This is a genomic window from Nocardioides sp. S5 (assembly GCF_017310035.1).
Classification (GTDB): Bacteria; Actinomycetota; Actinomycetes; order Propionibacteriales; family Nocardioidaceae; genus Nocardioides.
In genome coordinates this window covers 1,080,939-1,103,568 of the sequence record NZ_CP022296.1, presented here as the reverse complement: position 1 = coordinate 1,103,568, position 22,630 = coordinate 1,080,939, and the positions used below count along the sequence as shown (strand labels likewise).

23 protein-coding genes are annotated in these 22,630 nt (G+C 72.3%); 16 read left to right on the top strand and 7 right to left on the bottom strand.

The genetic code is table 11. The features are described from left to right. The first annotated feature begins 27 nt into the window (after positions 1 to 27). Entirely contained in the window at positions 28 to 930 is a 903-nt protein-coding gene (locus tag CFI00_RS05445) for a DNA-formamidopyrimidine glycosylase family protein (protein ID WP_207084245.1), read from the top strand. Here CFI00_RS05445 and CFI00_RS05440 read toward each other — a convergent pair. After that, on the bottom strand, positions 866 to 2,257 hold the full coding sequence (locus CFI00_RS05440) for an NAD(P)H-quinone dehydrogenase (RefSeq protein WP_207084244.1): 1,392 nt from the start codon (positions 2,255 to 2,257) through the stop codon (positions 866 to 868). The two genes, CFI00_RS05445 and CFI00_RS05440, sit on opposite strands and share 65 nt — an antisense overlap. Further along, positions 2,257 to 3,660 (bottom strand): dihydrolipoyl dehydrogenase, encoded by a 1,404-nt coding sequence (gene lpdA, locus CFI00_RS05435; RefSeq protein ID WP_207084243.1) that lies wholly within the window; start codon positions 3,658 to 3,660, stop codon positions 2,257 to 2,259. Before lpdA ends, CFI00_RS05440 begins: the two co-directional genes overlap by 1 nt. 111 nt (positions 3,661 to 3,771) lie before the next feature. Between lpdA and CFI00_RS05430 the strand changes: the two genes are divergently transcribed. Genes CFI00_RS05430 through CFI00_RS05420 form a run of 3 tightly spaced genes read left to right on the top strand, consistent with a single transcriptional unit; the run spans position 3,772 to position 5,889 of the window. Next, on the top strand, positions 3,772 to 4,224 hold the full coding sequence (locus tag CFI00_RS05430) for a gamma-glutamylcyclotransferase (protein WP_207084242.1): 453 nt from the start codon (positions 3,772 to 3,774) through the stop codon (positions 4,222 to 4,224). Positions 4,225 to 4,262: 38 nt separating this feature from the next. Then, complete coding sequence (locus tag CFI00_RS05425; protein WP_207084241.1) at positions 4,263 to 5,078, top strand: purine-nucleoside phosphorylase; 816 nt, start codon at positions 4,263 to 4,265, stop codon at positions 5,076 to 5,078. 16 nt (positions 5,079 to 5,094) lie between these two features. Next, a complete protein-coding gene (locus tag CFI00_RS05420; RefSeq protein ID WP_207084240.1) occupies positions 5,095 to 5,889 on the top strand; it encodes an NAD(P)-dependent oxidoreductase in 795 nt (264 codons plus the stop codon). 5 nt (positions 5,890 to 5,894) lie between these two features. On the opposite strand, the gene CFI00_RS05415 is transcribed toward CFI00_RS05420, so the two are convergent. Both CFI00_RS05415 and CFI00_RS05410 read right to left on the bottom strand, forming a co-directional pair. After that, positions 5,895 to 6,833, bottom strand: a complete 939-nt coding sequence (locus CFI00_RS05415; RefSeq protein ID WP_207084239.1) for a PASTA domain-containing protein — start codon at positions 6,831 to 6,833, stop codon at positions 5,895 to 5,897. Between the two features lie 18 nt (positions 6,834 to 6,851). Next, positions 6,852 to 7,442 carry a hypothetical protein gene (locus CFI00_RS05410; RefSeq protein WP_207084238.1) on the bottom strand — a complete coding sequence of 197 codons (591 nt, stop codon included), beginning with the start codon at positions 7,440 to 7,442 and terminating at the stop codon, positions 6,852 to 6,854. A 77-nt stretch (positions 7,443 to 7,519) separates the two neighbouring features. Between CFI00_RS05410 and CFI00_RS05405 the strand changes: the two genes are divergently transcribed. Together CFI00_RS05405 and CFI00_RS05400 are read left to right on the top strand one after the other, a co-directional pair. After that, positions 7,520 to 7,894 (top strand): MerR family transcriptional regulator, encoded by a 375-nt coding sequence (locus CFI00_RS05405; RefSeq protein WP_207084237.1) that lies wholly within the window; start codon positions 7,520 to 7,522, stop codon positions 7,892 to 7,894. A 43-nt stretch (positions 7,895 to 7,937) separates the two neighbouring features. Beyond that, complete coding sequence (locus CFI00_RS05400) at positions 7,938 to 8,933, top strand: aldo/keto reductase (RefSeq protein WP_207084236.1); 996 nt, start codon at positions 7,938 to 7,940, stop codon at positions 8,931 to 8,933. 25 nt (positions 8,934 to 8,958) lie between these two features. Here CFI00_RS05400 and CFI00_RS05395 read toward each other — a convergent pair whose 3' ends face one another. After that, positions 8,959 to 10,269: a DUF2252 domain-containing protein gene (locus CFI00_RS05395; RefSeq protein WP_207084235.1), complete on the bottom strand. Its 1,311-nt coding sequence runs from the start codon at positions 10,267 to 10,269 to the stop codon at positions 8,959 to 8,961. 75 nt (positions 10,270 to 10,344) lie between these two features. On the opposite strand from CFI00_RS05395, the gene tpx reads away from it, so the two are divergent. After that, complete coding sequence (gene tpx, locus CFI00_RS05390) at positions 10,345 to 10,842, top strand: thiol peroxidase (protein ID WP_207084234.1); 498 nt, start codon at positions 10,345 to 10,347, stop codon at positions 10,840 to 10,842. Positions 10,843 to 10,893: 51 nt separating this feature from the next. On the opposite strand, the gene CFI00_RS05385 is transcribed toward tpx, so the two are convergent. After that, the gene (locus CFI00_RS05385; RefSeq protein WP_207084233.1) at positions 10,894 to 11,538 is read right to left on the bottom strand and encodes an MOSC domain-containing protein; all 645 of its coding nucleotides are present in this window, start codon (positions 11,536 to 11,538) and stop codon (positions 10,894 to 10,896) included. Positions 11,539 to 11,712: 174 nt separating this feature from the next. On the opposite strand from CFI00_RS05385, the gene CFI00_RS05380 reads away from it, so the two are divergent. From CFI00_RS05380 to yidC, 8 genes are all read left to right on the top strand, one after another. Then, entirely contained in the window at positions 11,713 to 12,423 is a 711-nt protein-coding gene (locus tag CFI00_RS05380; RefSeq protein ID WP_207085385.1) for an MIP/aquaporin family protein, read from the top strand. Positions 12,424 to 12,502: 79 nt separating this feature from the next. Beyond that, positions 12,503 to 14,023: a glycerol kinase GlpK gene (gene glpK / locus CFI00_RS05375; protein ID WP_207084232.1), complete on the top strand. Its 1,521-nt coding sequence runs from the start codon at positions 12,503 to 12,505 to the stop codon at positions 14,021 to 14,023. 70 nt (positions 14,024 to 14,093) lie between these two features. Continuing rightward, positions 14,094 to 15,812: a glycerol-3-phosphate dehydrogenase/oxidase gene (locus CFI00_RS05370; protein ID WP_242532694.1), complete on the top strand. Its 1,719-nt coding sequence runs from the start codon at positions 14,094 to 14,096 to the stop codon at positions 15,810 to 15,812. Between the two features lie 38 nt (positions 15,813 to 15,850). Then, positions 15,851 to 16,603 (top strand): IclR family transcriptional regulator, encoded by a 753-nt coding sequence (locus tag CFI00_RS05365; protein ID WP_207084231.1) that lies wholly within the window; start codon positions 15,851 to 15,853, stop codon positions 16,601 to 16,603. Next, complete coding sequence (glpK, locus tag CFI00_RS05360) at positions 16,600 to 18,108, top strand: glycerol kinase GlpK (RefSeq protein ID WP_207084230.1); 1,509 nt, start codon at positions 16,600 to 16,602, stop codon at positions 18,106 to 18,108. The genes CFI00_RS05365 and glpK (CFI00_RS05360) overlap by 4 nt, the downstream gene beginning before the upstream one ends. Further along, complete coding sequence (locus tag CFI00_RS05355) at positions 18,105 to 19,763, top strand: phospho-sugar mutase (protein ID WP_207084229.1); 1,659 nt, start codon at positions 18,105 to 18,107, stop codon at positions 19,761 to 19,763. The genes glpK (CFI00_RS05360) and CFI00_RS05355 overlap by 4 nt, the downstream gene beginning before the upstream one ends. A gap of 39 nt (positions 19,764 to 19,802) precedes the next feature. After that, on the top strand, positions 19,803 to 20,114 hold the full coding sequence (locus CFI00_RS05350; RefSeq protein ID WP_207084228.1) for a hypothetical protein: 312 nt from the start codon (positions 19,803 to 19,805) through the stop codon (positions 20,112 to 20,114). A 55-nt stretch (positions 20,115 to 20,169) separates the two neighbouring features. Then, positions 20,170 to 20,961, top strand: coding sequence for a membrane protein insertase YidC (yidC, locus tag CFI00_RS05345; protein WP_207084227.1), 792 nt, complete (start codon positions 20,170 to 20,172; stop codon positions 20,959 to 20,961). Here yidC and CFI00_RS05340 read toward each other — a convergent pair. Beyond that, positions 20,951 to 21,892, bottom strand: a complete 942-nt coding sequence (locus CFI00_RS05340) for an NAD(P)-dependent alcohol dehydrogenase (protein WP_207084226.1) — start codon at positions 21,890 to 21,892, stop codon at positions 20,951 to 20,953. The two genes, yidC and CFI00_RS05340, sit on opposite strands and share 11 nt — an antisense overlap. 79 nt (positions 21,893 to 21,971) lie before the next feature. On the opposite strand from CFI00_RS05340, the gene CFI00_RS05335 reads away from it, so the two are divergent. Then, positions 21,972 to 22,616 carry a TetR/AcrR family transcriptional regulator gene (locus CFI00_RS05335; protein WP_242532693.1) on the top strand — a complete coding sequence of 215 codons (645 nt, stop codon included), beginning with the start codon at positions 21,972 to 21,974 and terminating at the stop codon, positions 22,614 to 22,616. Positions 22,617 to 22,630 lie beyond the last annotated feature (14 nt).

The window sequence follows — 22,630 nt, the reverse complement described above, 5'->3', positions numbered from 1 at the left end:
GTCGCACCCGCCTGTGACACTGGTCGGGTGCCCGAGGGAGACAGCGTCTGGAAGCTCGCGCGCCGGCTGGACCGTCAGCTGCGCGGGCACACGGTCGTGCGCTCGGACTTCCGCACCCCGAGGCTGGCGACGCGGGACGTGTCCGGTCGCGAGGTGCTGGGCCACGAGACCCACGGCAAGCACCTGCTGACCCGGTTCTCCCCCACCGCCGGGTCACCGGCCGCGACACTCCACAGCCACCTGAGGATGGACGGCTCCTGGTCGACTCTCGCGCCGGGCAGACGACTTCCCGCGAAGCTCCAGCCCCACGTGCGACTGGTGCTGGCCCTCGACGACGACCGCACGGTGCACGGCATCCGGCTCCACGACCTCGACCTGGTCCCGACCGACCGTGAGCACGACCTCGTCGGCCACCTCGGCCCCGACCCGTTGCGTGAGGACTGGGACCCCGCCGAGGCCGTACGCCGCCTCACCGCCGACCCGCAGCGACCGCTGGTCAGCGCCCTGCTCGACCAGCGCGCGATGGCCGGGTTGGGCAATCTCTGGGCCAACGAGCTGGCCTTCCTCACCGGCGTCAGCCCCTGGACGCCGGTCGGCGACGTCGACGTCGAGCGGCTGGTCGAGCGCTCCGCGACGATGCTGCGGCACTCGGCCACCGTCGAGGGCGCCTACCAGGTGACCACGGGCTCCTCGGCCCGGGGCGACGACCACTGGGTCACCGGGCGCCAGCGCCGCGGCTGCCGGCGCTGCGGTGGACAAATCAGCGTCACCGCGGAGCTGCCGGGCGACGCCGCCAACCGTCGCACGTGGTGGTGCCCGGCGTGCCAGCCCGGACCGGGCGCCGAGGCACGGACCGGACCGGGTCTCAGACCCGGTGCAACCGTCGGGCGGCCTCGGCGATCGAGCCGCTCATCGAGGGGTAGACGGTGAAGGCCTGTGCCAGCTGGTCGGCGGTGAGGGACTCCGACACCGCGATCGACACCGGGTGGATCAGCTCGGAGGCACGCGGCCCGACGACCACTCCTCCGACGACGATGCCGGTCCCGGGGCGGCAGAAGAGCTTCACGAACCCGTCCCGCACCCCTTGCATCTTGGCCCGCGCGTTGCCGGCCAGCGGCAGCATGACGACCTCGGCGGTGATCTCGCCCGCGTCGACGGCCTGCTGCGACCAGCCGACGGTGGCGATCTCGGGCGAGGTGAAGACGTTGGACGAGACCTTCTTGAGGTCCAGCGGGGCCACCGCGTCGCCGAGGAAGTGCCACATCGCGATCCGTCCCTGCATCGCCGCGACCGAGGCGAGCATCAGCACGCCCGTGCAGTCGCCGGCGGCGTAGATCCCTCGGGCAGAGGTCCGCGAGACCCGGTCGACGGTGATGAAGCCACCCTCGTCGGTCGCCACGCCCGCCTCCTCGAGCCCGAGGTCCGCGGTGTTGGGGATCGAGCCGAGCGCCAGGATGCAGTGGCTTCCCGAGACGGTCCGGCCGTCGGTGAGCGTCACCGTGACGGTGTCGCCCTCGCGGGCCACCGACTGCATCCGCGACTGGCCGAGCACGTTCATCCCGCGTCGCGTCAGCACCTCCTCGAGGACGGCCGAGGCGTCGGCGTCCTCGCCGGGCAGGACCCGGTCGCGGCTGCTCACGAGGGTGACGTCGATGCCGAGGGACAAGTAGGCGCTCGCGAACTCCGCGCCCGTCACGCCGGAGCCGACGACGATCAGCTTCTCCGGCACCTCGGTCAGGTCGTAGACCTGCTCCCAGGTGAGGATCCGCTCGCCGTCGGGCTGCGCGCTCGGCAGCGTGCGCGGCGCCGCGCCGGTCGCGAGGATGATGGCGTCGGCCTGCAGCGTCTCGCCGCCGCCGTCGGTGGTGACCTCGACGCTCATGTCGGGACCGAGACGGCCGCGGCCGGTGAGGACGCGTACGCCGTCGCGGTCGAGGCGGGCCGCGATGTCGCTCGACTGGTCGGCAGCGAGCTGCTTCACGCGGGCGTTCACGCGGGCCAGGTCGACCGAGATCGCCGTCGCAGCGTCGCCCTGGTGGTCGTGGAAGTTGACGCCGAGCTCGGCCGCCGCGGACATGTCGGTCATCAGCTCGGAGGTCGCGATCAGCGTCTTGCTGGGCACGCAGTCGGTCAGCACGGCCGAGCCACCGACACCGTCGGTGTCCACGACGGTCACCTCGGCGCCGAGCTGGGCGGCGACGTGCGCGGCCTCGTAGCCGCCGGGGCCGCCGCCGATGATGACGATGTGGTCAGCCATCAGAAGTTGATCATGTGGCCGGCGATGCCGTGGACGGCCTCCTTGACGGCCTCACCCAGGGTCGGGTGCGCGAAGACGTTGCGGGCCACCTCGTCGGCGGTGAGGTCCCACTGCTGGGCCATGGTCAGCACCGGCAGCAGCTCGGTCACGTTGGGGCCGATCATGTGCGCGCCGATGATCTCGTTGTGCTCGGCGTCGGCGACGACCTTCACGAAGCCGATGGGCTCCCCGAGGCCCATGGCCTTGCCGTTGGCGCTGAAGGGGAAGGACGCCGTCCTCACGTCGTAGCCCTTCTCCTTGGCCTGCGCCTCGCTGTAGCCGAAGGACGCGATCTGCGGGTTGCAGTAGGTCGCGCGCGGGACGAAGTCGAAGGCGACCGGCATGGTCTCGGCGCCGTTGATGGTCTCGGCGGCCACGACGCCCATCGCCTCCGCGACGTGGGCGAGCATCATCTTGCCGGTGCAGTCGCCGATGGCGTAGACGTTGTCGACGTTGGTGCGGCCGAAGTCGTCGATCTCGATCGCGCCGCGCTCGGAGACGCTGACACCGGTGTTCTCGAGGCCGTAGCCCTCCACCCGCGGAGCGAAGCCGAAGGCGGCGAGGAACTTGCCGGCCTCGAGCACCTGCTCGTCGCCGCCGGCTGCGGGGGCGACGGTGACCTTGACCCCGGAGCCGGTGTCCTCGACGTTCTTCACCGCGGTGGAGGTCAGCACCTTCACGCCGAGCTTCTTGTAGTGCTTGGCGAGCTCCTTGGAGATGTCCGCGTCCTCGGTGGGCACCATCCGGTCGAGGAACTCCACGATCGTGACGTCGACGCCGAAGTTGGCCATCACGTAGGCGAACTCGACGCCGATGGCGCCGGACCCTCCGATGATGATCGACTCGGGGAGCTGGTCGGTGAGGATCTGCTCCTCGTAGGTGACGACGTTCTCGCTGAGCTCGACGCCGGGGACCAGCCGCACGGTCGCGCCGGCGGCGATGATGAGGTTGTCGAAGGTGTAGCCGGTGGTCTGGCCGTCCTTGTCCTTCACGTCGATCCCGGTCGGGCCGGTGAGCGTGCCCCAGCCGTCGATCTCGGTGATCTTGTTCTTCTTCATGAGGAAGTGGACGCCCTTGACGATGCCGGCGCTCACGTCGCGGCTGCGCTTGTGCGTGGGGCCGAAGGCCATCGTGGCGTCGCCCTCGATGCCGAACTTCGCCTTCTCGTGCTGGAGCGTGTGGGCGAGCTCGGCGTTCTTCAGCAGGGCCTTGGAGGGGATGCAGCCGACGTTGAGGCAGACACCTCCCCAGTACTTCTCCTCCACCACGGCCACCTTCTGGCCGAGCTGGGCTGCGCGGATCGCGGCGACGTAGCCACCGGGGCCGGCGCCGAGGACGAGGGTGTCGAAGTGGGTGTCGGTCACGCCCCCAGCCTAGTGTTCCCGTCCGCAGAGGGACCACCCGCCCGAGGCTTGTCCTGAGGAGCGCGCCCCGGCGCGCGTCACCAAGGGTCCGGGCTCGGTACCCTGTGGCCCGTGACGCTCTACGCCGCCTACGGGACGAACCTCGATCCCGCCCGGATGGGCGAGCGCTGCCCCCACTCGATCCTCCACTCCACGGGCTGGCTGGCGGGCTGGCGGCTCACCTTCGGCGGCGAGGAGCACGGCTGGGACGGCGCGCTGTCGACGATCGTGCAGGACCCTTTCGAGCAGGTCTTCGTCGCGGTCTACGACGTCACGCTCGAGGACGAGCGCGCCCTCGACGGCTGGGAGGCCGCCGACACCGGGCTCTACCGCAAGACCAAGGTGCGGGTGCAGACGCTGACCGGACCGCTGGTCGTGTGGGCCTACGTCCTCGACGCCTACGAGGGCGGCCTGCCGTCGGCGTCCTACCTCGGGGTGCTGGCCGACGCCGCCGACGCCGCAGGTGCGCCGGAGGACTACGTCGCGGCGCTGCGCCGACGCGCCTGCCGCTCGACCGGGCTGTAGATTCCGGACGCCGGATCGCTGGCCCTAGAGTGCGGCCCATGAGCGACCAGAACCCGTACGACGCCGCCACTGCCGCCGCCGCGAGGCTCGCCGAGCTGACCGGTGTCGAGCGTCACGACATCGCCCTCGTGCTGGGCTCGGGCTGGCTGCCGGCCGTCGACGCCCTCGGCGAGGCCACCGCCGAGATCGACACCACCGACCTGCCGGGCTTCAGCGCCGCGGCCGTCGCGGGCCACAGCGGCAAGATCCGCTCCATCCGCTGCACTGACTCCGAGGGTGGCGAGCGCAACCTCCTGGTCTTCCTCTCGCGCACCCACTTCTACGAGGGCAAGGGCGTCGCCGCGGTCGTCCACCCGATCCGTACGGCGGCAGCGGCCGGCTGCTCGGCCATCGTGCTGACCAACGGGTGCGGCGGGCTCAAGCAGGGCTGGCAGCCGGGCCAGCCGGTGCTGATCTCCGACCACATCAACCTCACCGGGACCAGCCCGATCGTCGGCGCCAACTTCGTCGACCTCACCGACCTCTACAGCCCGCGCCTGCGCGCGATGTGCCGCGAGATCGACCCGAGCCTCGACGAGGGCGTCTACGTCCAGTTCCCCGGGCCGCACTACGAGACCCCGGCCGAGGTCCGGATGGCCGGTGTCCTCGGTGGGCAGCTGGTCGGCATGAGCACCACGCTCGAGGCGATCGCGGCCCGCGAGGCCGGCATGGAGATCCTCGGCATCAGCCTGGTCACCAACCTCGCCGCGGGGCTGAGCGGCGAGCCGCTCAACCACGAGGAGGTCCTCGAGGCGGGCAAGGCGGCCGCGAGCCGGATGGGCGGCCTGCTCAGCCAGGTCGTCTCGAAGATCTGAGCGGGGTGCTGGTCTGATGCGGGTGCTGGTCGCCGGAGCGGCAGGGAGCCTGGGCCGGGTCGTCACGGTCGGGCTGGTTGAGCTCGGCCACGACGTCGTCGGCCTCGACCTCGTGCCGGGCCCCGAGGGCTCGCCGTTCGCCTGGCACGAGGCCGACTGCGCCGACGCCGACGCCGTGGCCGCGGTCTTCGCCGCGGAACGGATCGACGCGGTCGTGCACCTCGCCGGCGCGCCCGAGGAGCTCTCGCTGCCCGACGAGCTGACCTCCCACGTCGTCACCACCGCGGCCCTGCTCGACGCGATGGTGGCCCACGACGTGACACGCATCGTCTACGCCTCCTCCAACCACGCGGTGGGGCGCACTCCCCGCGCGGACGGCGAGCTGACCGAGCAGGCACTCCCCCGCCCCGACACCTACTACGGCGTCGCCAAGGTGGCGGCCGAGGCGCTGCTGCGCCTCTTCGCCGACCGCCACGGGATCGACGCCGTCGTGTGCCGGATCGGCTCCTTCCTCGAGGAGCCGACCAGCCTGCGCGGGCTCTCGACGTGGCTCTCCCACGCCGACGGCGTACGCATGGTCGAGGCCGGGCTCACCGCGCCCGCGCCCGGCTGGGCCGTGCTCCACGGCATCAGCGCCAACACCCGGGCCTGGTGGGACCTCGAGCCGGGCCGGCGGCTGGGCTACGAGCCGCAGGACGACGCCGAGGTCTTCGCCGACCGGATCGAGCCCGGTCCCGACGACGCGGCCGAGGCGGAGTTCGTCGGCGGCCCGTTCGCCACGGCTCAGTTCCACCGACCCGCGCTCGGCTGAACGACTCACGTCCCGGGTCGACGCGGCGTGTAGAGGGCGACGCCGGATATCGCGCCCAGCACGTTGTCGAACAGGTCGATGGTCAGCCCGCACGCGTCCGACGAGCTCTCGCCTCCCGCCGTCAGGACGACCCGCGTGGACGGGAGGACGGCGCCGGCCGGCGTGGCTCGGGGGTGCCCGCAGGTCGTCGGTGGTGGCACGCCGTAGGAGATGGAGACCACTGGCTGTCCGAGGGGGTTGGCGGCCGGGCGCGATGCGTAGGCCAGGACGGGGTCGCGCACCACCGACTGCCACCCGGGCGCGGCCACCGGCTCCGCCCCTCCCACCACGGTGACCTCCTCCCCGTCGACGAACAGCCGCACCCCCGGCGCGAAGCCCGGGCGCGCCGTCCCTGACACGAGGAACCGGAGGAAGGTCCAGGCACGCTCACGCGCGGCCGCGTCGTCGGGGCACCTCCACTCCGGGGTCGACGTCGCGATCAGCGTCACCACGTCGTCCACACCGACCGCCGATCCCGGGAGTGGATCGGAGCCCAGCACCTGTCCGGCGGGGTTGCACTGGGGCACATCCACCACGCGCGACGCGATGTCGTCGCGCTCGAGGGCGCGGGTGGCCTCGGTGGTCGTCAGCCCGAAGAGCGAGGGCATCACCGGGGCAGGATCGTTGCGGGCGACGTAGGCGACCGGCACAGCCAGGACGATGGCGGCCAGGACCAGGAGCACGACGAGCGTCGTCGTCCTGGTGCCCGTCCCACCGCGGAGGATCGCGTCCCGCAGCGCCGGTACGACGACGTCGTCGGGATCCTCCGCGCGACGGATCCTTCGTCGCTGCTCCGCGATGACCCGATCGACCACGAGACCAGCGTCATCGGCAGGCAGGCCCAGCTCGACGGCGCGCTCGACCAGCCGGGTGCGTCGTGCGGCTCGGTACTCCTCGACGTCCATCGGTGGGCTCTCCGACCTTCAGGACCCCAGTCTCGCCGATCTCGCGTGGGCGAGCCACCCGCTGGCGAGCCCGATCAGTGCCATCCCGACGACTCCGGTGGGCGCGAAGATGTGGTCGACGTGCACCAGCCACGCTCCTGGCACCAGGAGCAGGCCCGGCAGGGCGGACGAGCCGAGGCGCCGCAGGGCGTCGATGGCCACGGCCACCGCACATGCGACCAGCGCCCACGAGCCCACCTCACCGAGGCGCCCGCCGATGGCGAAGAGGTAGCGCACCTCGTCGGGCCGGGCGACACCCTCGCCCAGCCGCCAGGTCACGTAGCCCGCGCTGATTCCGCTGATGACGTCGAGCGCCGTGTACGCCGTGGCGTACACGAAGGCACTGACGCGCACCAGCCAGGCCACGGGGTCCCGTCGTCCGCGCACCAGCCAGGCCAGCGCCAGGCCGACCAGCGGGAACACGAACAGGCCGGCGACGTGGAGCAGGGTCCACAGAGGCGCCGTGGCCCAGGACAGGGAGTGGGGGTGGAACAGCCCGGCAGCGGCGAGCACGAGGCCTGGGCCCGCCACCGCGGCCGCGCCGGCCAGCTCCCGTCGGGATGTGCTCATGTCCCGAAACTAGCCATGCCGGCACACGTCAGGAGCCTCCTTGACTTCGAGCGCACTCCAGGGCGGACACTGGTCGGGTGACCAGCCTGAGCATCGCCGAGGCGGCCGAGTGGACCGGGCTCACCGCCCACACCCTGCGCTACTACGAGCGCGACGGCCTGCTCCTCCACTCGGTCGAGCGCGCCCCGTCGGGGCACCGCCGCTACACCGACGAGGACCTGCGTTGGATCCAGATGGTCACCCGCCTGCGCGCCACGGGCATGCCGATCCGCGACGTGCGGCGCTACGCAGCGCTGGTGCGCGAGGGCGACGGCAACGAGGCCGAGCGCCTGGGCCTGCTGCTCGCGCACCGCGAGCTGGTCGAGCGTCAGCTGGCCGAGGTCTCCTCCCACCTGCGGGCCATCGACCACAAGGTCGCCCTCTACGCGAACCTGGTGACCCCCGGTTCCTGAGCCCCTTGACTTGGAGCGCGCTCCAAGGAGCACGGTGGGAGCCATGACCACACCAGACATCGGACAGCGCACCCTCGGCACCGCCTCCCCGCTCACCGTCAGCACGCTCGGCCTGGGCTGCATGGGGATGTCGGAGTTCTACGGCACGACCGACGAGCAGACCGGGATCGACACCATCCGCCGCGCCCTCGACCTGGGCGTCACCTTCCTCGACACCGCTGACATGTACGGCCCGTTCACCAACGAGCAGCTGGTCGGGCGCGCGATCGCCGGGCGCCGTGACGAGGTGCAGCTGGCCACCAAGTTCGGCAACGAGCGCAACCCCGACGGCAGCTGGGTCGGGATCAACGGCACCCCCGAGTACGTCGCCCGGGCGTGCGACGCCTCGCTGCAGCGACTCGGCGTGGACCACATCGACCTCTACTACCAGCACCGCGTCGATCGCACCGTCCCGATCGAGGAGACCGTCGGCGCGATGGCCGGGCTCGTCGAGGCCGGCAAGGTCAGGCACCTCGGCCTGTCCGAGGCCGGCGCCGACACGATCCGGCGCGCACACGCGGTGCACCCGATCACCGCGCTGCAGAGCGAGTACTCCCTCTTCACCCGCGACCTCGAGGACGAGATCCTCGCCGTCGTCCGCGAGCTCGGCATCGGCCTGGTCCCCTACTCCCCGCTCGGCCGGGGCATCCTCACCGGCGCGATCAGCACCGGCTCGCTCGAGGACGGCGACTTCCGCGCCTCCAACCCCCGCTTCCAGGGCGACGCCCTCGACGCCAACCTCGCGCTGGTGGAGCAGGTGCGCGGGATCGCGGCTGCCAAGGGCTGCACGCCCGGCCAGCTCGCGCTCGCCTGGGTCCTCGCCCAGGGCGACGACGTTGTGCCGATCCCCGGCACCAAACGCGTGCGCTACCTCGAGGAGAACGTCGGTGCCGCCGACGTCGAGCTCACCGCCGACGACCTCGCCGCCCTCGAGGAGGCCGTCCCGCGCGACGCGGTCGTCGGCCAGCGCTACCCCGACATGTCCAGCATCGACGCCTGACTCGACGCGGGCGGCTCCGCGGGGGTCAGGTGGCGGCGATGCCGACCCGGCCCTCGCGGAAGGCGTCGACGAACAGCGCGTGGTCCTTCCGCACCCGCTCGGCGTAGGCGATGCCCCAGTCGCCCAGCCAGGCGACATAGTCGTTGCGGCGGCCCTCGAGGGACGTCGCAATGGCCTTCTCGACCTGGAAGTCGATGAGGTCCTGGTCGCTGTCCTCGTCGGAGGCGCAGTGGATCTTCGCCGTCGCCCGGCCGAGCAGCTCCACGACGGCACGCATGTCGGCGGGCTCGTTGATCTCCCCCCAGTCGAGGTCGACCTCGTAGGGCGAGATCTCGGAGACGACGTAGCCGACGCCACCGATCTGCGTGTGCCCCAGCAGCGGGTCGGTGTGCACCTGCAGCGCTCGCTGGCTGACCGAGGTGCGGTGCCCCTCGTGGTCGAAGTAGGCGTCGACGTCGGTGGTGTCGACGAAGCGGCTCACCGCGGGGATGTTGGCCTGCTTCATGCTGAGCACGACGTCGTTGTCGAGGGCCTGGCTGTAGCCCTCGAGCAGCACGTTGTACGCCGGCAGCCCGGCGCTGCCGATGCCGAAGCCGGACTTGCCGACGACGTCGCGCAGCTCGTAGAAGAGGTCGCGGTCGAAGCGCTTGGACTGCGGGATGGTGTCGAGGTAGGCCCGGAAGGCGGCCACCACCTCGGTGCGCTCGTCGCGGGAGAGCCGACGTGTGGACGCGTCGTCGGCGAACTTCCGGGTGCCCTTCTCCATCACGGTCACGCCGTCGAGCAGGTCGGCACGTCGCATCGCGCGCGCCTCCTCCAGGGCGATGAGCACCGGGCCGTGGGCGGTGTCGAGGGTGATCTCGAAGTCGTCGTCGGAGTCGGAGGCGACGTAGTGGTTGACCTGTGCGAGGTAGGAGCGGGCGTAGCGGCCGATGAGCTTGCGGATCGCGTCCTCGGGGAGCGCCTTCTGCCAGGCGACCAGCGCCAGGCTGGCGGCGAAGCGCTGCAGGTCCCACGTGAAGCGACCGAGGTAGGCCTCGTCGAAGTCGTTGATGTCGAAGACCAGCCGGCCGTCGGAGTTGAGGTAGGTGCCGAAGTTCTCGACGTGCAGGTCGCCGTGGATCCAGATCCGCTCGGCGCCGTGGCGCGACCACTCGTCGGTCTCGGTCGTGACGTCGTTGTAGAACAGGCAGGCCGTGCCGCGGTAGAACGCGTGCGGGTCGCGGGCCATCTTGCGGTACTTGGCCCGGAAGGCGGCCGGATCGGCCCGCATCAGCGGCGCGAAGGCGTCGCGGAGCACGTCGATGATCACGGCGGTGCGGTCGGTGGCGGCCATGGGGGCACTCTAGGGGCCGTCCACCACCAGCCGGGGTCCTACGACCGGGGTGTGCGGGGCGGCTAGGTTTGCGCCATGGCAACCACACAACTCGGCGACAACACCGTCAACACCGTGGGCGAGCTCCCCGCGGTCGGCTCGCAGGCACCTGGCTGGGACCTGGTGGGACTGAAGTTCCAGCCCGTCACCGACGCCGACGCGGCCGGCACGCGCGTCGTGCTCAACATCTTCCCCAGCATCGACACCGGTGTGTGCCAGGCGAGCGTGCGCAAGTTCAACGAGCTCGCTGCCGGCCTCGACAACACCACGGTCCTCAACGTCTCGGTCGACCTCCCGCTGGCCCAGGCCCGCTTCTGCGGCGCCGAGGGCATCGAGGCCGTCGAGGTCGGGTCGGCCTTCCGCTCGAGCTTCGGCAAGGACTACGGCGTGGCCATGGCCGACGGCGGCTGGAAGGGCATGCTCGCCCGCGCGGTCGTCGTGCTGGACACCGACCGCACGGTGCTGCACGCGCAGCTGACCGACGCGATCGGTCAGGAGCCCGACTACGACGCCGCGGTCGCTGCCCTGTCCTGACCCACCGCACACACCCGCTGGATGGCCTCGCGCCGGGACGTCATCTCGACGTCACTGGCGCGAGGCCAGCCAGTCGTGCTCGACCTTCGGGAGCACCTGCGCGTCGAGGAACACCACGGCCAGGTCCTTGTCGCCCATCGCGGCCCGGAACAGCATCGGCACCGTCAGGCCGTGCCCGGGCCGGTGCACCACCTCGATCGGGTCGTCGACCTCGATCACGCCCGCCTCGCGGACCGCGAGGTAGGCACCCGTGCGCCCCAGGTCGGCGAACCGCTTGACCCACCGCGGCTCGCCCATGTGCCGGGCGAAGGTCGCACACGGCACCCGAGGTCCGCACACCTCCAGCAGCGAGGTCCCCACCCGCCACTGCTCCCCCACCTCGGCGGCGTCGACGTCGAGGCCCGACGTGGTGAGGTTCTCCCCGAACATCCCGTTGCCGAGCTCGCGCCCGAGGTCGCGGCCCCACCGGTCGAGCTCCTCGCGCGCCACGGCGTACACCGCCTGGGTGTCGCCGCCGTGGTGCTTGCGGCTGTAGATCGCGTCGCCGACCACGCCGCTGCCGAGCCCTCCTCGCTTCGGGCCGGGGTCGCGCACCTCGATCCGGGCGACCGGGTGCTTGCGGATGCCGCTCGGGCGCCGCAGCCCCTCCACGGGCGCCAGGGGGCCGGAGCTGACGGACAGGACGGTCGCGATCACGGCGCCACGGTAGCCCGGCGCGGACGGCTCCGTTCACGCTCGGCCGGACGTGCCCGACTGCGCGTTCGACGATGTCGCACGCTGCCGGTGGCGATGTGAGGCTCGTCACTTCATCGTTCTGGGATCGGGTCGCGGTCAGCGCGGCCCCCTCACCAGAAGGGAGAAGCAGACGTGCTGACCGACATCTTTCTACCCGAGGTCCTCGGGACCGCCACCCTGCTGCTGCTCGGCTGCGGCGTGGTGGCCAACGCGGTGCTGCCCCGCACGAACGGCAACGGCGGCGGTTTCCTGATGATCAACTTCGGCTGGGGCATCGCCGTCTTCGCCGGCGTCTTCGTGGCCTTCGGGTCCGGAGCCCACCTCAACCCCGCCGTCACCCTCGGCCTGGTCGCGTCGGGTGCCGACCTCTCGCTCGCCGAGGTCCTGGTCTACATCGCCGGCCAGATGCTCGGCGCCTTCCTCGGCGCCGTCCTCGCGTGGGTGGCCTACAAGGAGCACTTCGCCGACGCCGACGCACAGCCCGACGACAAGCTCGCGGTCTTCAGCACCATGCCCGCCATCCGCAAGCCGGTCTGGAACGTCGTGACGGAGGTGGTGGGCACCTTCGTGCTGGTCTTCGTCATCATCTCGTTCGGCAAAACCCCCAGCGAGCTCGGCCCGCTGGCCGTGGCCCTGCTCGTCGTGGGCATCGGCGCCAGCCTCGGTGGTCCCACCGGCTACGCCATCAACCCCGCCCGCGACCTCGGCCCGCGGATCGCGCACGCAGTGCTGCCCATCCCGAACAAGGGATCCAGCGGCTGGTGGTACGCGTGGGTCCCCGTCACGGGCCCGGTCATCGGAGGTGTCCTCGGCGGCCTCGTCGCCGGTGCCGTCGGCTACGCCTGACCCACACGTCCCTGACCCACACGTTCCTGTCCCGTCCCGACCCTGTCCCGACCCGACCCCTCATCCACTAGGAGCTCCCATGGCAGACAACACCTACATCCTGGCGATCGACCAGGGCACCACGTCCACCCGCGCGATGATCTTCGACGCGCGTGCCAACGTCGTCGCCGTCGACCAGGTCGAGCACGAGCAGATCTTCCCGCGTGCCGGCTGGGTCGAGCACGACGGCATCGAGATCTGGGACAACACCCGCAAGGTCATCGGCGGCGCGCTGTCCCGGGCCAACCTCAACAGCGGCAACATCGCCGCGGTCGGCATCACGAACCAGCGCGAGACCGCGATCGTGTGGGACCGGAGGACCGGCAAGCCGGTCTACAACGCCATCGTCTGGCAGGACACGCGCACCCAGAAGATCGTCGACGAGCTGGCCGCCGACGGCGGGGTCGAGCGCTACAAGAAGACGTGCGGCCTGCCACTGGCGACGTACTTCTCCGGCCCGAAGGTCCGCTGGATCCTCGACAACGTCGAGGGCGCGCGCGAGAAGGCGGAGGCCGGCGACCTGCTGTTCGGCAACACGGACACGTGGGTCCTGTGGAACCTCACCGGAGGCGCGGAGAACGACGGCGTGCACGTCACCGACGTGACCAACGCCAGCCGCACGATGCTGATGGACCTCTCGACCCTGTCGTGGGACGAGTCGATCGCCTCCGACATGGGCATCCCCCTGTCGATGCTGCCGGAGATCCGGTCCTCCTCCGAGGTCTACGGCGAGTGCCGTCCGGGCGTGCTGAAGGGCACGCCGGTCGCCGGCATCCTCGGTGACCAGCAGGCCGCGACCTTCGGCCAGGCGTGCCTGGAGAAGGGCATGGCCAAGAACACCTACGGCACCGGCAACTTCATGCTCCTCAACACCGGCACCGAGCAGGTGCCGAGCGAGAACGGCCTGCTCACCACCGTCTGCTACAAGATCGGGGACCAGGAGACGGTGTACGCCCTGGAGGGCTCGATCGCCGTGACCGGGTCGCTGGTCCAGTGGATCCGCGACAACCTCGGGATGATCACCAGCGCGCCCGAGATCGAGGAGCTGGCCATGAGCGTGGAGGACAACGGCGGCGCCTACTTCGTGCCGGCCTTCTCGGGCCTGTTCGCCCCGCACTGGCGCCCCGACGCGCGCGGCGGCCTCGTCGGGCTCACCCGCTTCGTCAACAAGGGCCACATCGCCCGCGCGGTGCTGGAGGCCACCGCCTTCCAGACCCGCGAGGTGCTCGACGCCATGGATGCCGACTCCGGCGTCCCGCTGACCGAGCTCAAGGTCGACGGCGGGATGGTGGTCAACGAGACGTTGATGCAGTTCCAGGCCGACATCCTCGGCGTGGACGTCGTACGCCCCAAGGTGGCCGAGACGACGGCGCTCGGTGCCGCCTACGCCGCCGGTCTCGCGATCGGCTACTGGGACAGCACCGACGACATCACCGCCAACTGGGGCGAGGACAAGCGCTGGACGCCGCAGATGGACGACGCCGAGCGTGAGCGCCTCTACCGCAACTGGAAGAAGGCCGTCACGAAGACGCTCGACTGGGTCGACGACGACGTGGAGTGAGACAGACCACCCGAGGTGCATCCGCGGAGGCCCCGCCACCAGAGAACAGAGAATCAGACAAGGAGCAGCAGTGACCACGACACGACCACTGGACACGGACTACCGGGCGCGATCCTGGGACGAGCTCGACGGGGGCCGCTTCGACATGGTCGTCGTGGGCGGCGGCGTCACGGGCGCGGGCATCGCCCTCGACGCCGCCACCCGCGGGCTCCGGGTGGCCCTGGTCGAGCAGGCCGACCTCGCGAGCGGCACCTCCTCGCGCTCGTCGAAGCTCTTCCACGGCGGCCTGCGTTACCTCGAGCAGCTGAACTTCACCCTGGTGCGCGAGGCGCTGCGCGAGCGGGAGCTGATGCTGACACGGATCGCACCCCATTTGGTGAAGCCGGTGGCGTTCCTCTACCCGCTCAAGCACCGGTGGTGGGAACGGCCCTACGTCACGGCCGGGCTGACCCTCTACGACCAGATGGGCGGCGCGCGCTCGGTGCCCCGGCACTCCCAGCTCTCCCGGCGGGCCGCGCTGCGCCTGGCGCCCGGGCTGGACCGTGACGCCCTCGTCGGTGCGCTGCGCTACTACGACGCCCAGGCCGACGACGCGCGCCACACGATGATGCTGGCCCGCACGGCCGCCGCCTACGGCGCGACGGTGATGACGTCCGTGCGGGCCACGGGCTTCGAGCAGGTCGGCGAACGGGTCGTCGGGGTGCACCTGGAGGACCTCGAGACACAGGCCACCTGCTCCGTGCGCTCCGCCGTGGTGGTGAACGCGACGGGCGTGTGGACCGACTCGGTGCAGGCGATGTCCGGGGCCGGCGGCCGGTTCCGGGTCCGTGCGTCCAAGGGCGTGCACCTCGTGGTGCCGCGGCACCGGATCCCGTCCGAGACCGGACTCATCCTGCGCACCGAGAAGTCCGTGCTCTTCGTGATCCCCTGGGGCACGCACTGGATCGTCGGCACCACCGACACCGACTGGGAGCTCGACCTCGCGCACCCGGCGGCGAGCCGGGCCGACATCGACTACATCCTCGACCGCGTCAACGCGGTGCTCGCCTCTCCCCTGACCCACGACGACATCGAGGGGGTGTACGCCGGTCTCCGGCCGCTCCTCTCGGGCGAGAGCGACTCGACCTCACGCCTCTCGCGCGAGCACGCGGTCGCCCGCTCCCAGCCCGGACTGGTCTCGGTCGCGGGCGGGAAGTACACCACCTACCGCGTCATGGCGGCCGACGCCGTCGACCTGGCGCGGGCCGACCTGCCCGGCACGGTCCCCGACAGCGTCACCGCCGACATCCCGCTCCTGGGAGCGGAGGGCTACGCCGCGCTGGTCCACCAGGTCCCGCAGCTGGCGGCACGCAGCGGACTCGCCGAGTGGCGCGTACGCCGCCTGCTCGACCGCTACGGCTCGCTGGTGCACGAGCTCTTCGCCGTCGCCGACGCCCGTCCGGACCGGTGGGAGCCGCTCACCGGCGCCCCGGAGTACCTCCGCGCCGAGATCACCTACGCGGTGACCCACGAGGGAGCCCTGCACCTCGACGACGTGCTGACCCGCCGGACCCGGATCTCCATCGAGACCCCGGACCGGGGCATCGAGTGCTCGCCGGAGGCTGCGGCGCTGATGGGTGAGGAGCTGGGCTGGGACACCGAGCGCACCCGCGACGAGGTGTCGGCGTACGCCGCGCGGGTCGCCGCCGAGCGCGAGTCGCAGCGTGCCGTCCAGGACCTGGACGCCAACGCCGAGCGGCTCGCCGCGCCGGACATCCGGACGAGGTCCGTGGGACGAGCGCTGTCATGACCGTCCCCGCGCGCCGACCTGCCCCGGAGGTGTGAGTCGTGCCCGGGAACGTCCAGGCGGTGGAGCGGGCCGCAGCGCTGCTCACCCTGGTGGCGTCCGCCAGCAGGCCCCTCGGCCTCGCCGACATCGCCGCCGCCGTCGACCTCCCGAAGAGCACCGTCCACGGCCTGCTCACGACGCTGAGGTCCATCGGCTGGGTGGAGCAGGACCGACCCACCGGCGCCTACCGGGTGGCCCGCCCGCTGGCTGGGCTCGGCCAGGCCCTCGACGCCGCCGACCTCCGCAGCGCCGCCACCCCGTGGATGGACGTGCTGGCCGGTCGGACCGGGCTCGAGGTGCACCTGGTCTGGCTGGAAGGGCCGAGCGCCGTGGTCGTGCAGCACGTCTACCGCCCCGACAACAGTCCGCAGCAGCTGCGGGTCGGCGAGGAGATGCCGCTGCACGCCACCGCCAGCGGCAAGGTCCTCCTCGCCCACCAGGAGCGTGGGCTGCTCGACCGGGAGCCGCGACCCGAGCGGTTCACCCGCCACACCCTCGTGGAGGAGGACGAGATCGAGGCGGAGCTCGAGCAGGCCCGGGCCGACGGCTACGCCGTCGAGGTCGGCGAGTACTACCCCGACGTGTCAGCCGTCGCCGTCCCGGTGCGCGACTCCTTCGGCGACGCGGTCGCCGCGTTGGCGGTGCTGGGCCCGCGCGCCGAGGTGCCCTCGGGCAACGACCGTCCTGCGGTGGCCACCCCTCTCGTCCGGGCCGCGGGCTCCATCTCGCGCGCGCTGTGGGTCACGGCATGAGCGGGACCCGCCTCGTCGCGGCCGTCGACCAGGGCACCGGCTCGACCCGCTGCCTCCTCTTCGACGAGGCGGGCCAGCTCGTGAGCATGGCCCAGCGCGAGCACGCCCAGCACCACCCTCGCCCGGGCTGGTCGGAGCACGACGCCGACGAGATCTGGTCCAACGTGCGCCGCGTCGTGCCCGAGGCCCTCGCGGATGCCGGTGCCACCCCGTCCGACGTCGTCGCGCTGGGGATCGCCAACCAGCGCGAGTCGTGCCTGGTCTGGGACCGGCGCACCGGCAGGCCGCTGTCACCGGTCATCACGTGGGAGGACACCCGCGCGACGGTCGTGGTCGACCAGGTCGTCGCGGCCGGCCACCACGACGAGGTCCTCCGCGCGACGGGCATCCCACCGTCGACCTACTTCGCGGCATCGCGCCTGCGCTGGCTGCTGGACACCGTCCCGGACCTCGAGCGGCGCGCGGCACGCGGAGAGGTCGCCTTCGGGACGATGGAGACCTGGTTGATCTGGAACCTCGCTGACGTGCACGTCACCGACGTCACCAACGCCAGCCGCACCAACCTGATGAACATCGAGGACCTGGCGTGGGACGCCGACATGCTCGCGGTCTTCGGGATCCCGGAGCAGGTGCTGCCCGAGATCCGCACGAACGCCGAGACGTACGGCGTGTGCCACGACGTGCTGCCGGGGGTGCCGATCACCGCGGCCATGGGCGACCAGCAGGCCGCGCTGTTCGGCCAGACCTGCTTCGAGACCGGTCAGGGCAAGTGCACCTTCGGCACCGGCGCCTTCCTGCTGGTGAACTCCGGCACGACCCCCCAGCGCTCGCAGGCCGGGCTGCTGTCCACGGTCGCCTACGTGCTGCCGGGCGAGGAGCCGGTGTTCGCCCTCGAGGGCTCGGTCGCCGTCACGGGGTCGCTCGTCCAGTGGTGTCGCGACAGCCTGGGCCTGGTCCCGAGCGCCCCGCAGATCGAGACGCTCGCCGCGTCCGTCGACGACAACGGCGGCTGCTACGTCGTGCCTGCCTTCTCCGGGCTCTACGCCCCGCGCTGGGACCCGGCCGCGCGCGGGGTGATCGTCGGCCTCACCTCCTTCGTCAACCGCGGCCACCTCGCGCGCGGGGTGCTGGAGGCCACGGCCTGGCAGACCGCCGACGTCGTCACGGCCATCCAGGGCGTGATCGACCACCCACTGGTCTCGCTGCGCGTCGACGGCGGCATGACCACCAACCACCTGCTGATGCAGACCGTGGCCGACGTGCTGGACCTCCGCATCGAGCGCCCGCTCTTCTCCGAGACCGTCTCGGTCGGTGCGGCGTACGCCGCCGGGCTCAGCGCTGGCGTGTGGCCCGACCTCGACGCGCTCGGGCGGCTGTGGAAGCGCGCCTGCGACTGGGAGCCCGGGCTGGACACCGACACCCGGGAGCGGGAACGGGCACGCTGGACGCAGGCAGTGGAGCGGGCGCAGGGGTGGATGCCCATCAGCGATAACGTCCGTCCATGACCGAACCCCTGACCGACCTGCTCGCGCGCGCTCGCGCCTGGGCCGCCGAGGACCCCGACGAGCACACCCGCGCCGAGCTCGAGGCCCTCGTCGACGCCGCCGAGCGCGGCGAGGAGACCGACCTGGCCGACCGCTTCGCCGGCACCCTGGAGTTCGGCACGGCGGGCCTGCGCGGCGCGCTCGGCGCCGGACCGAACCGGATGAACCGCGTCGTCGTCACGCGCGCCGCGGCCGGCCTCGCGGCGTACCTCAAGGACACCGGCCACGCCGGGGGGTCCGTGGTGATCGGCTTCGACGCCCGTCACAACTCCGACGTCTTCGCCCGCGACACCGCCGAGATCATGACCGGCGCCGGCCTCAAGGCGCTCGTGATGCCGCGCACGCTCCCCACCCCGCTGCTCGCCTACGCGATCCGCGAGCTCGGCTGCGCGGCCGGCGTGATGGTCACCGCCAGCCACAACCCGCCGGAGGACAACGGCTACAAGGTCTACCTCGGCGACGGCAGCCAGATCGTGCCACCGGCCGACGTGGAGATCGCCGAGCGGATCGCCGCCGTCGGTCCGCTGGCCGACCTCCCCCGCGGCGACGCGGGCCGGGTCGTCGGCGAGGACATCGTGGACAACTACCTCGACACCGTCGCCGGCCTCGCCCAGGACGGCCCGCGCGACCTGTCCATCGTCTACACCCCGCTGCACGGCGTCGGCGGCACCACCGTCGCGCAGGTGCTCGAGACGGCCGGCTTCGACGCGCCCCACGTCGTGGAGCAGCAGGAGCACCCCGACCCCGACTTCCCCACGGTGTCCTTCCCCAACCCCGAGGAGCCGGGCGCGATGGACCTCGCCATGGCGCTCGCGGCCGAGCACCGCGCCGACCTGGTCGTCGCCAACGACCCGGATGCCGACCGGTGCGCGGTCGCCGTGCCGGACGCCCACGGCTGGCGGATGCTGCGCGGTGACGAGGTCGGCGCCCTGCTCGCCCACCACCTCATCGACCGCGGCGCCACCGGTGTCTTCGCCAACTCGATCGTGTCCTCGAGCCTGCTGGGCAAGATGGCCGCCGCCGCGGGCCAGCCGCACGAGGAGACCCTGACGGGCTTCAAGTGGATCGGTCGCGTCGAGGGCCTGGCCTTCGGCTACGAGGAGGCGCTGGGCTACTGCTGCGACCCCGAGCACGTCCGCGACAAGGACGGCGTCTCCGCGCTCCTGCTGGTCTGCGAGCTCGCCGCCGCCGCCAAGGCCGAGGGGCGCGGGCTGCCCGACATCCTCGACGACATCGCGCGCGAGCACGGCCTCCACGCCACCGACCAGCTCTCGGTGCGCTTCGATGACCTCGCGGCCATCCCCGCCACGATGGAGCGCCTGCGCGCCACCCCGCCGAGCACGCTCGGCGGGCTCGCTGTGGAGCGCGTGGAGGACCTCTCCGAGGGTTCTGACCTGCTCCCCCCGACCGACGGCCTGCGCTACACGCTGGCCGAGGGCGCGCGCGTCATCGTGCGCCCGAGCGGCACTGAGCCGAAGGTCAAGTGCTACCTCGAGGTTGTCATCCCCGTGGGCGACGAGGACGTGGACGCAGCCCGGATCTCGGCGGCCGGCCGGCTCGACGCGATCAAGGCCGACCTGCGCGGGGTCGCCTTCGGTCCCGCACTCGGTGGTTGAGGCGCGAGCGGAGCCCGACCCGGGCGTACGCTGTCGGTCATGACCCGGTCCGTCGGCGAGCTCCTCGCACGGGTCCGGTCCGTCCTCACGCTGCTCCTCGTCAGCGTCGCGGCGGTGCTCGCGGCGTCGGTGGTGGCACCGGTGGCCTCCGCGGAGTCGGTGCTCCTGGTTGCTGCGCTCAGCGCTGCCGCCACGGCCCTCCTGGGCTCGCGCCGCCTGGTCGTGCTGCCGCTCGTGCGAGCGCTGATGCTCCCCGCCAGGTGGGCCGGCGAGGTGCTCGTGCACCTGGCCGGACGCTCCACCGACGTGGTCCACCACCCGCAGCGACCGCGCGCTCCCGGACTCGTCTGACCCGTCGCACCGCGACGCACGTCCGACCCGTCCCACCTCTTCCAGGAGCCTCCGCATGTCCCTGCTCGAACCGATCTCGCACGCCCTCGCCGCGGTCCTCGCGGCCACCCACGACGCCCTCACCGCCCTCGGCGCCGACCCGACGGCGGGCGCCACCTGGTTGCTGTGCGTCGCCGCCGTGGTCGTCGTCCTGCGCCTCGCCCTGCTCCCCGTCGTCGTCCACGGAGTGCGCCAGGCGCACGCCGGCGCGCGGGCGCGGCCCCACCTGCGCGAGCTGTCCGCCCGCCTCGAGGACCGGCCCGACGCCGAGGCCCTGCGCCGCCACCTCCAGGAGCGGCGGCGGGTCTCCGCCGAGCACGGCGTGAGCCGTCTCGGCTGCCTGCCCGTGCTGCTCCAGCTCCCCGTGTGGCTGGCGCTCTACCACCTGCTGTCGGACGTCGCGGCCGGGACCGCGGTCGGCGCGATGGGCCCCGGCCTCGTGTCGTCCCTGGGGGCCGCGTCGGTCCTCGGCGTCACGCTCGCGGGCAGCGGCTACCTCGGGGGCGGGCCGGCCCACCTCGCCGTCGTCGCCGGGCTCGCCGCCACGGCTGCGGCGCTGTCGTACGTCACCCAGCGTCACGTCGTGGCCCGCAACACCCTCACCGAGGGCATGCCCGAGGCGGTCCTGTCGGCACAGCAGCTGATGCCCGCGCTGTCGGCGCTCGGCCTGCTGGTCGCAGGCGGCGTCGTGCCGGTGACGCTGCTGGCCTACTGGGTGTGCAGCTCGGCGTGGACGCTGGGCCAGTCCGTCGTCATCGCCCGCTGGTTCCCCACCCCCGGCACGGTGGCTGCCGCGGCTAGGGGATGAGGACCAGGTTGCCGACCTTGCGGCCCGAGTCGACGATGCGGTGGGCCTCCACGACCTCGCTGAGCGGCAGGGTCTGCGTGACGACCGGCCGCAGCTCCCCCGCAGCGAGGCGGTCGAGAAGCCAGGTGAAGTGGGCCGGGTCCTCCGGCCACGGACCCGCACGCACGGCGCCGCGGGCCCGCACGGTGTCGAGCAGGCTCGCCACGGCGAGCACGAGGACGCCGTCCGGCGCGAGCAGGCGGCGGCCCGAGCCGCGGTCGAGGTTGCCGACCGCGTCGAGCACGACGTCGTACGCCGGGGGCAGGTCGTGCACCGACGTCCGGCCGTGGTCGATCACCTCGGCGGCCCCGAGCGAGCGGACCAGGTCGGCGTTGCGTTCGCTGCAGACGGCGGTGACCCGAGCCCCGGCGAGGTGCGCGACCTGCACGGCCGCGCACCCGACGGCGCCCGACGCGCCGTTGACGAGCACCCGGCTCCCGGGGGTTGCCACGTCCTGCAGCACGTGTCGCGCAGTGGTGCCGCCGAAGATGACGGCTGCGGCGTCGGCATGGGACACCGACGCCGGCTTCGGCACGAGGCGGTCGGCGCGTACGGCGGCGAGCTCGGCGTGCGCGCCCATGCCGGCGCCGGTCATCCCGACGACCTCGTCGCCCGCCGCGACGCCCTCGACACCTGGGCCGACGGCCTCGACGGCACCGGAGTAGACGACGCCGAGCACGCGGCGCCGGGGGCCGTTCCAACCGAGCGCGAGACGACCGGGCACCGCGAAGCCCGCAGGGAAGCGGCAGCCGCGGATGCGGGCGTCACCGGAGTTGACGGTCGTCGCCCGGACGCGCACCACGACCTGGCCCTTCCCCGCGCGCGGCTCGGGCACGTCCTGCACCTGCACCACCTCCGGCGGCCCGTACCGCTCCACGACTGCTGCTCTCACGACCGTCTCCCTTACGCCTGTAAGCCTGTTGCCGGAGAGAGTAGCCTTACGCCCGTAAGTCCCACAAACGAGGAGCATCGTGTCCAGACCACCGCTCACCCCCGCGCGCGTGATCAACGCCGCCAGCCGCGTCGCCGACGCCACCGGCCTGGCCGGGGTGAGCATGCGCAGCGTCGGACGCGAGCTCGGCGTCGAGGCCATGTCGCTCTACCACCACGTCGCCAACAAGGACGCGCTCCTCGACGGGCTCGCCGACTGGGTCTTCGCGCAGATCCTGACCCCGTCGCTCGGTGTGCCGTGGCGCAGCGAGATGGAGGCACGGGCGCGCTCGGCCCGCACCGTCCTCGCGGCCCATCCGTGGGGCCTGGGACTCGTCGAGTCCCGCCGCTCCGCCGGCCCGGCGACCCTGCGCCACCACGACGCGGTGCTCGGCTGCCTGCGCACCGACGGCTTCCCGGTGGCCCTCGCCGCGCACGCCTTCTCGGTGCTCGACGCCTACACCTACGGCTTCGTGCTCACCGAGGTGAACCTGCCTTTCGAGCCCGGCACGGCCGACGAGTTCATCGAGGAGATCGCCGCCTCCCTCGCCGACCGCCCCTGGATGAGCGAGCTCGTCGCGCAGCGGATCACGGGCCAGGACTACGCCTACGGCGACGAGTTCGAGTACGGCCTCGCGCTCATCCTCGACGGGCTCGAGGCGCGCTTCGCAGCCCTCGTCGGTTGAGGTGCCGGGCGGAG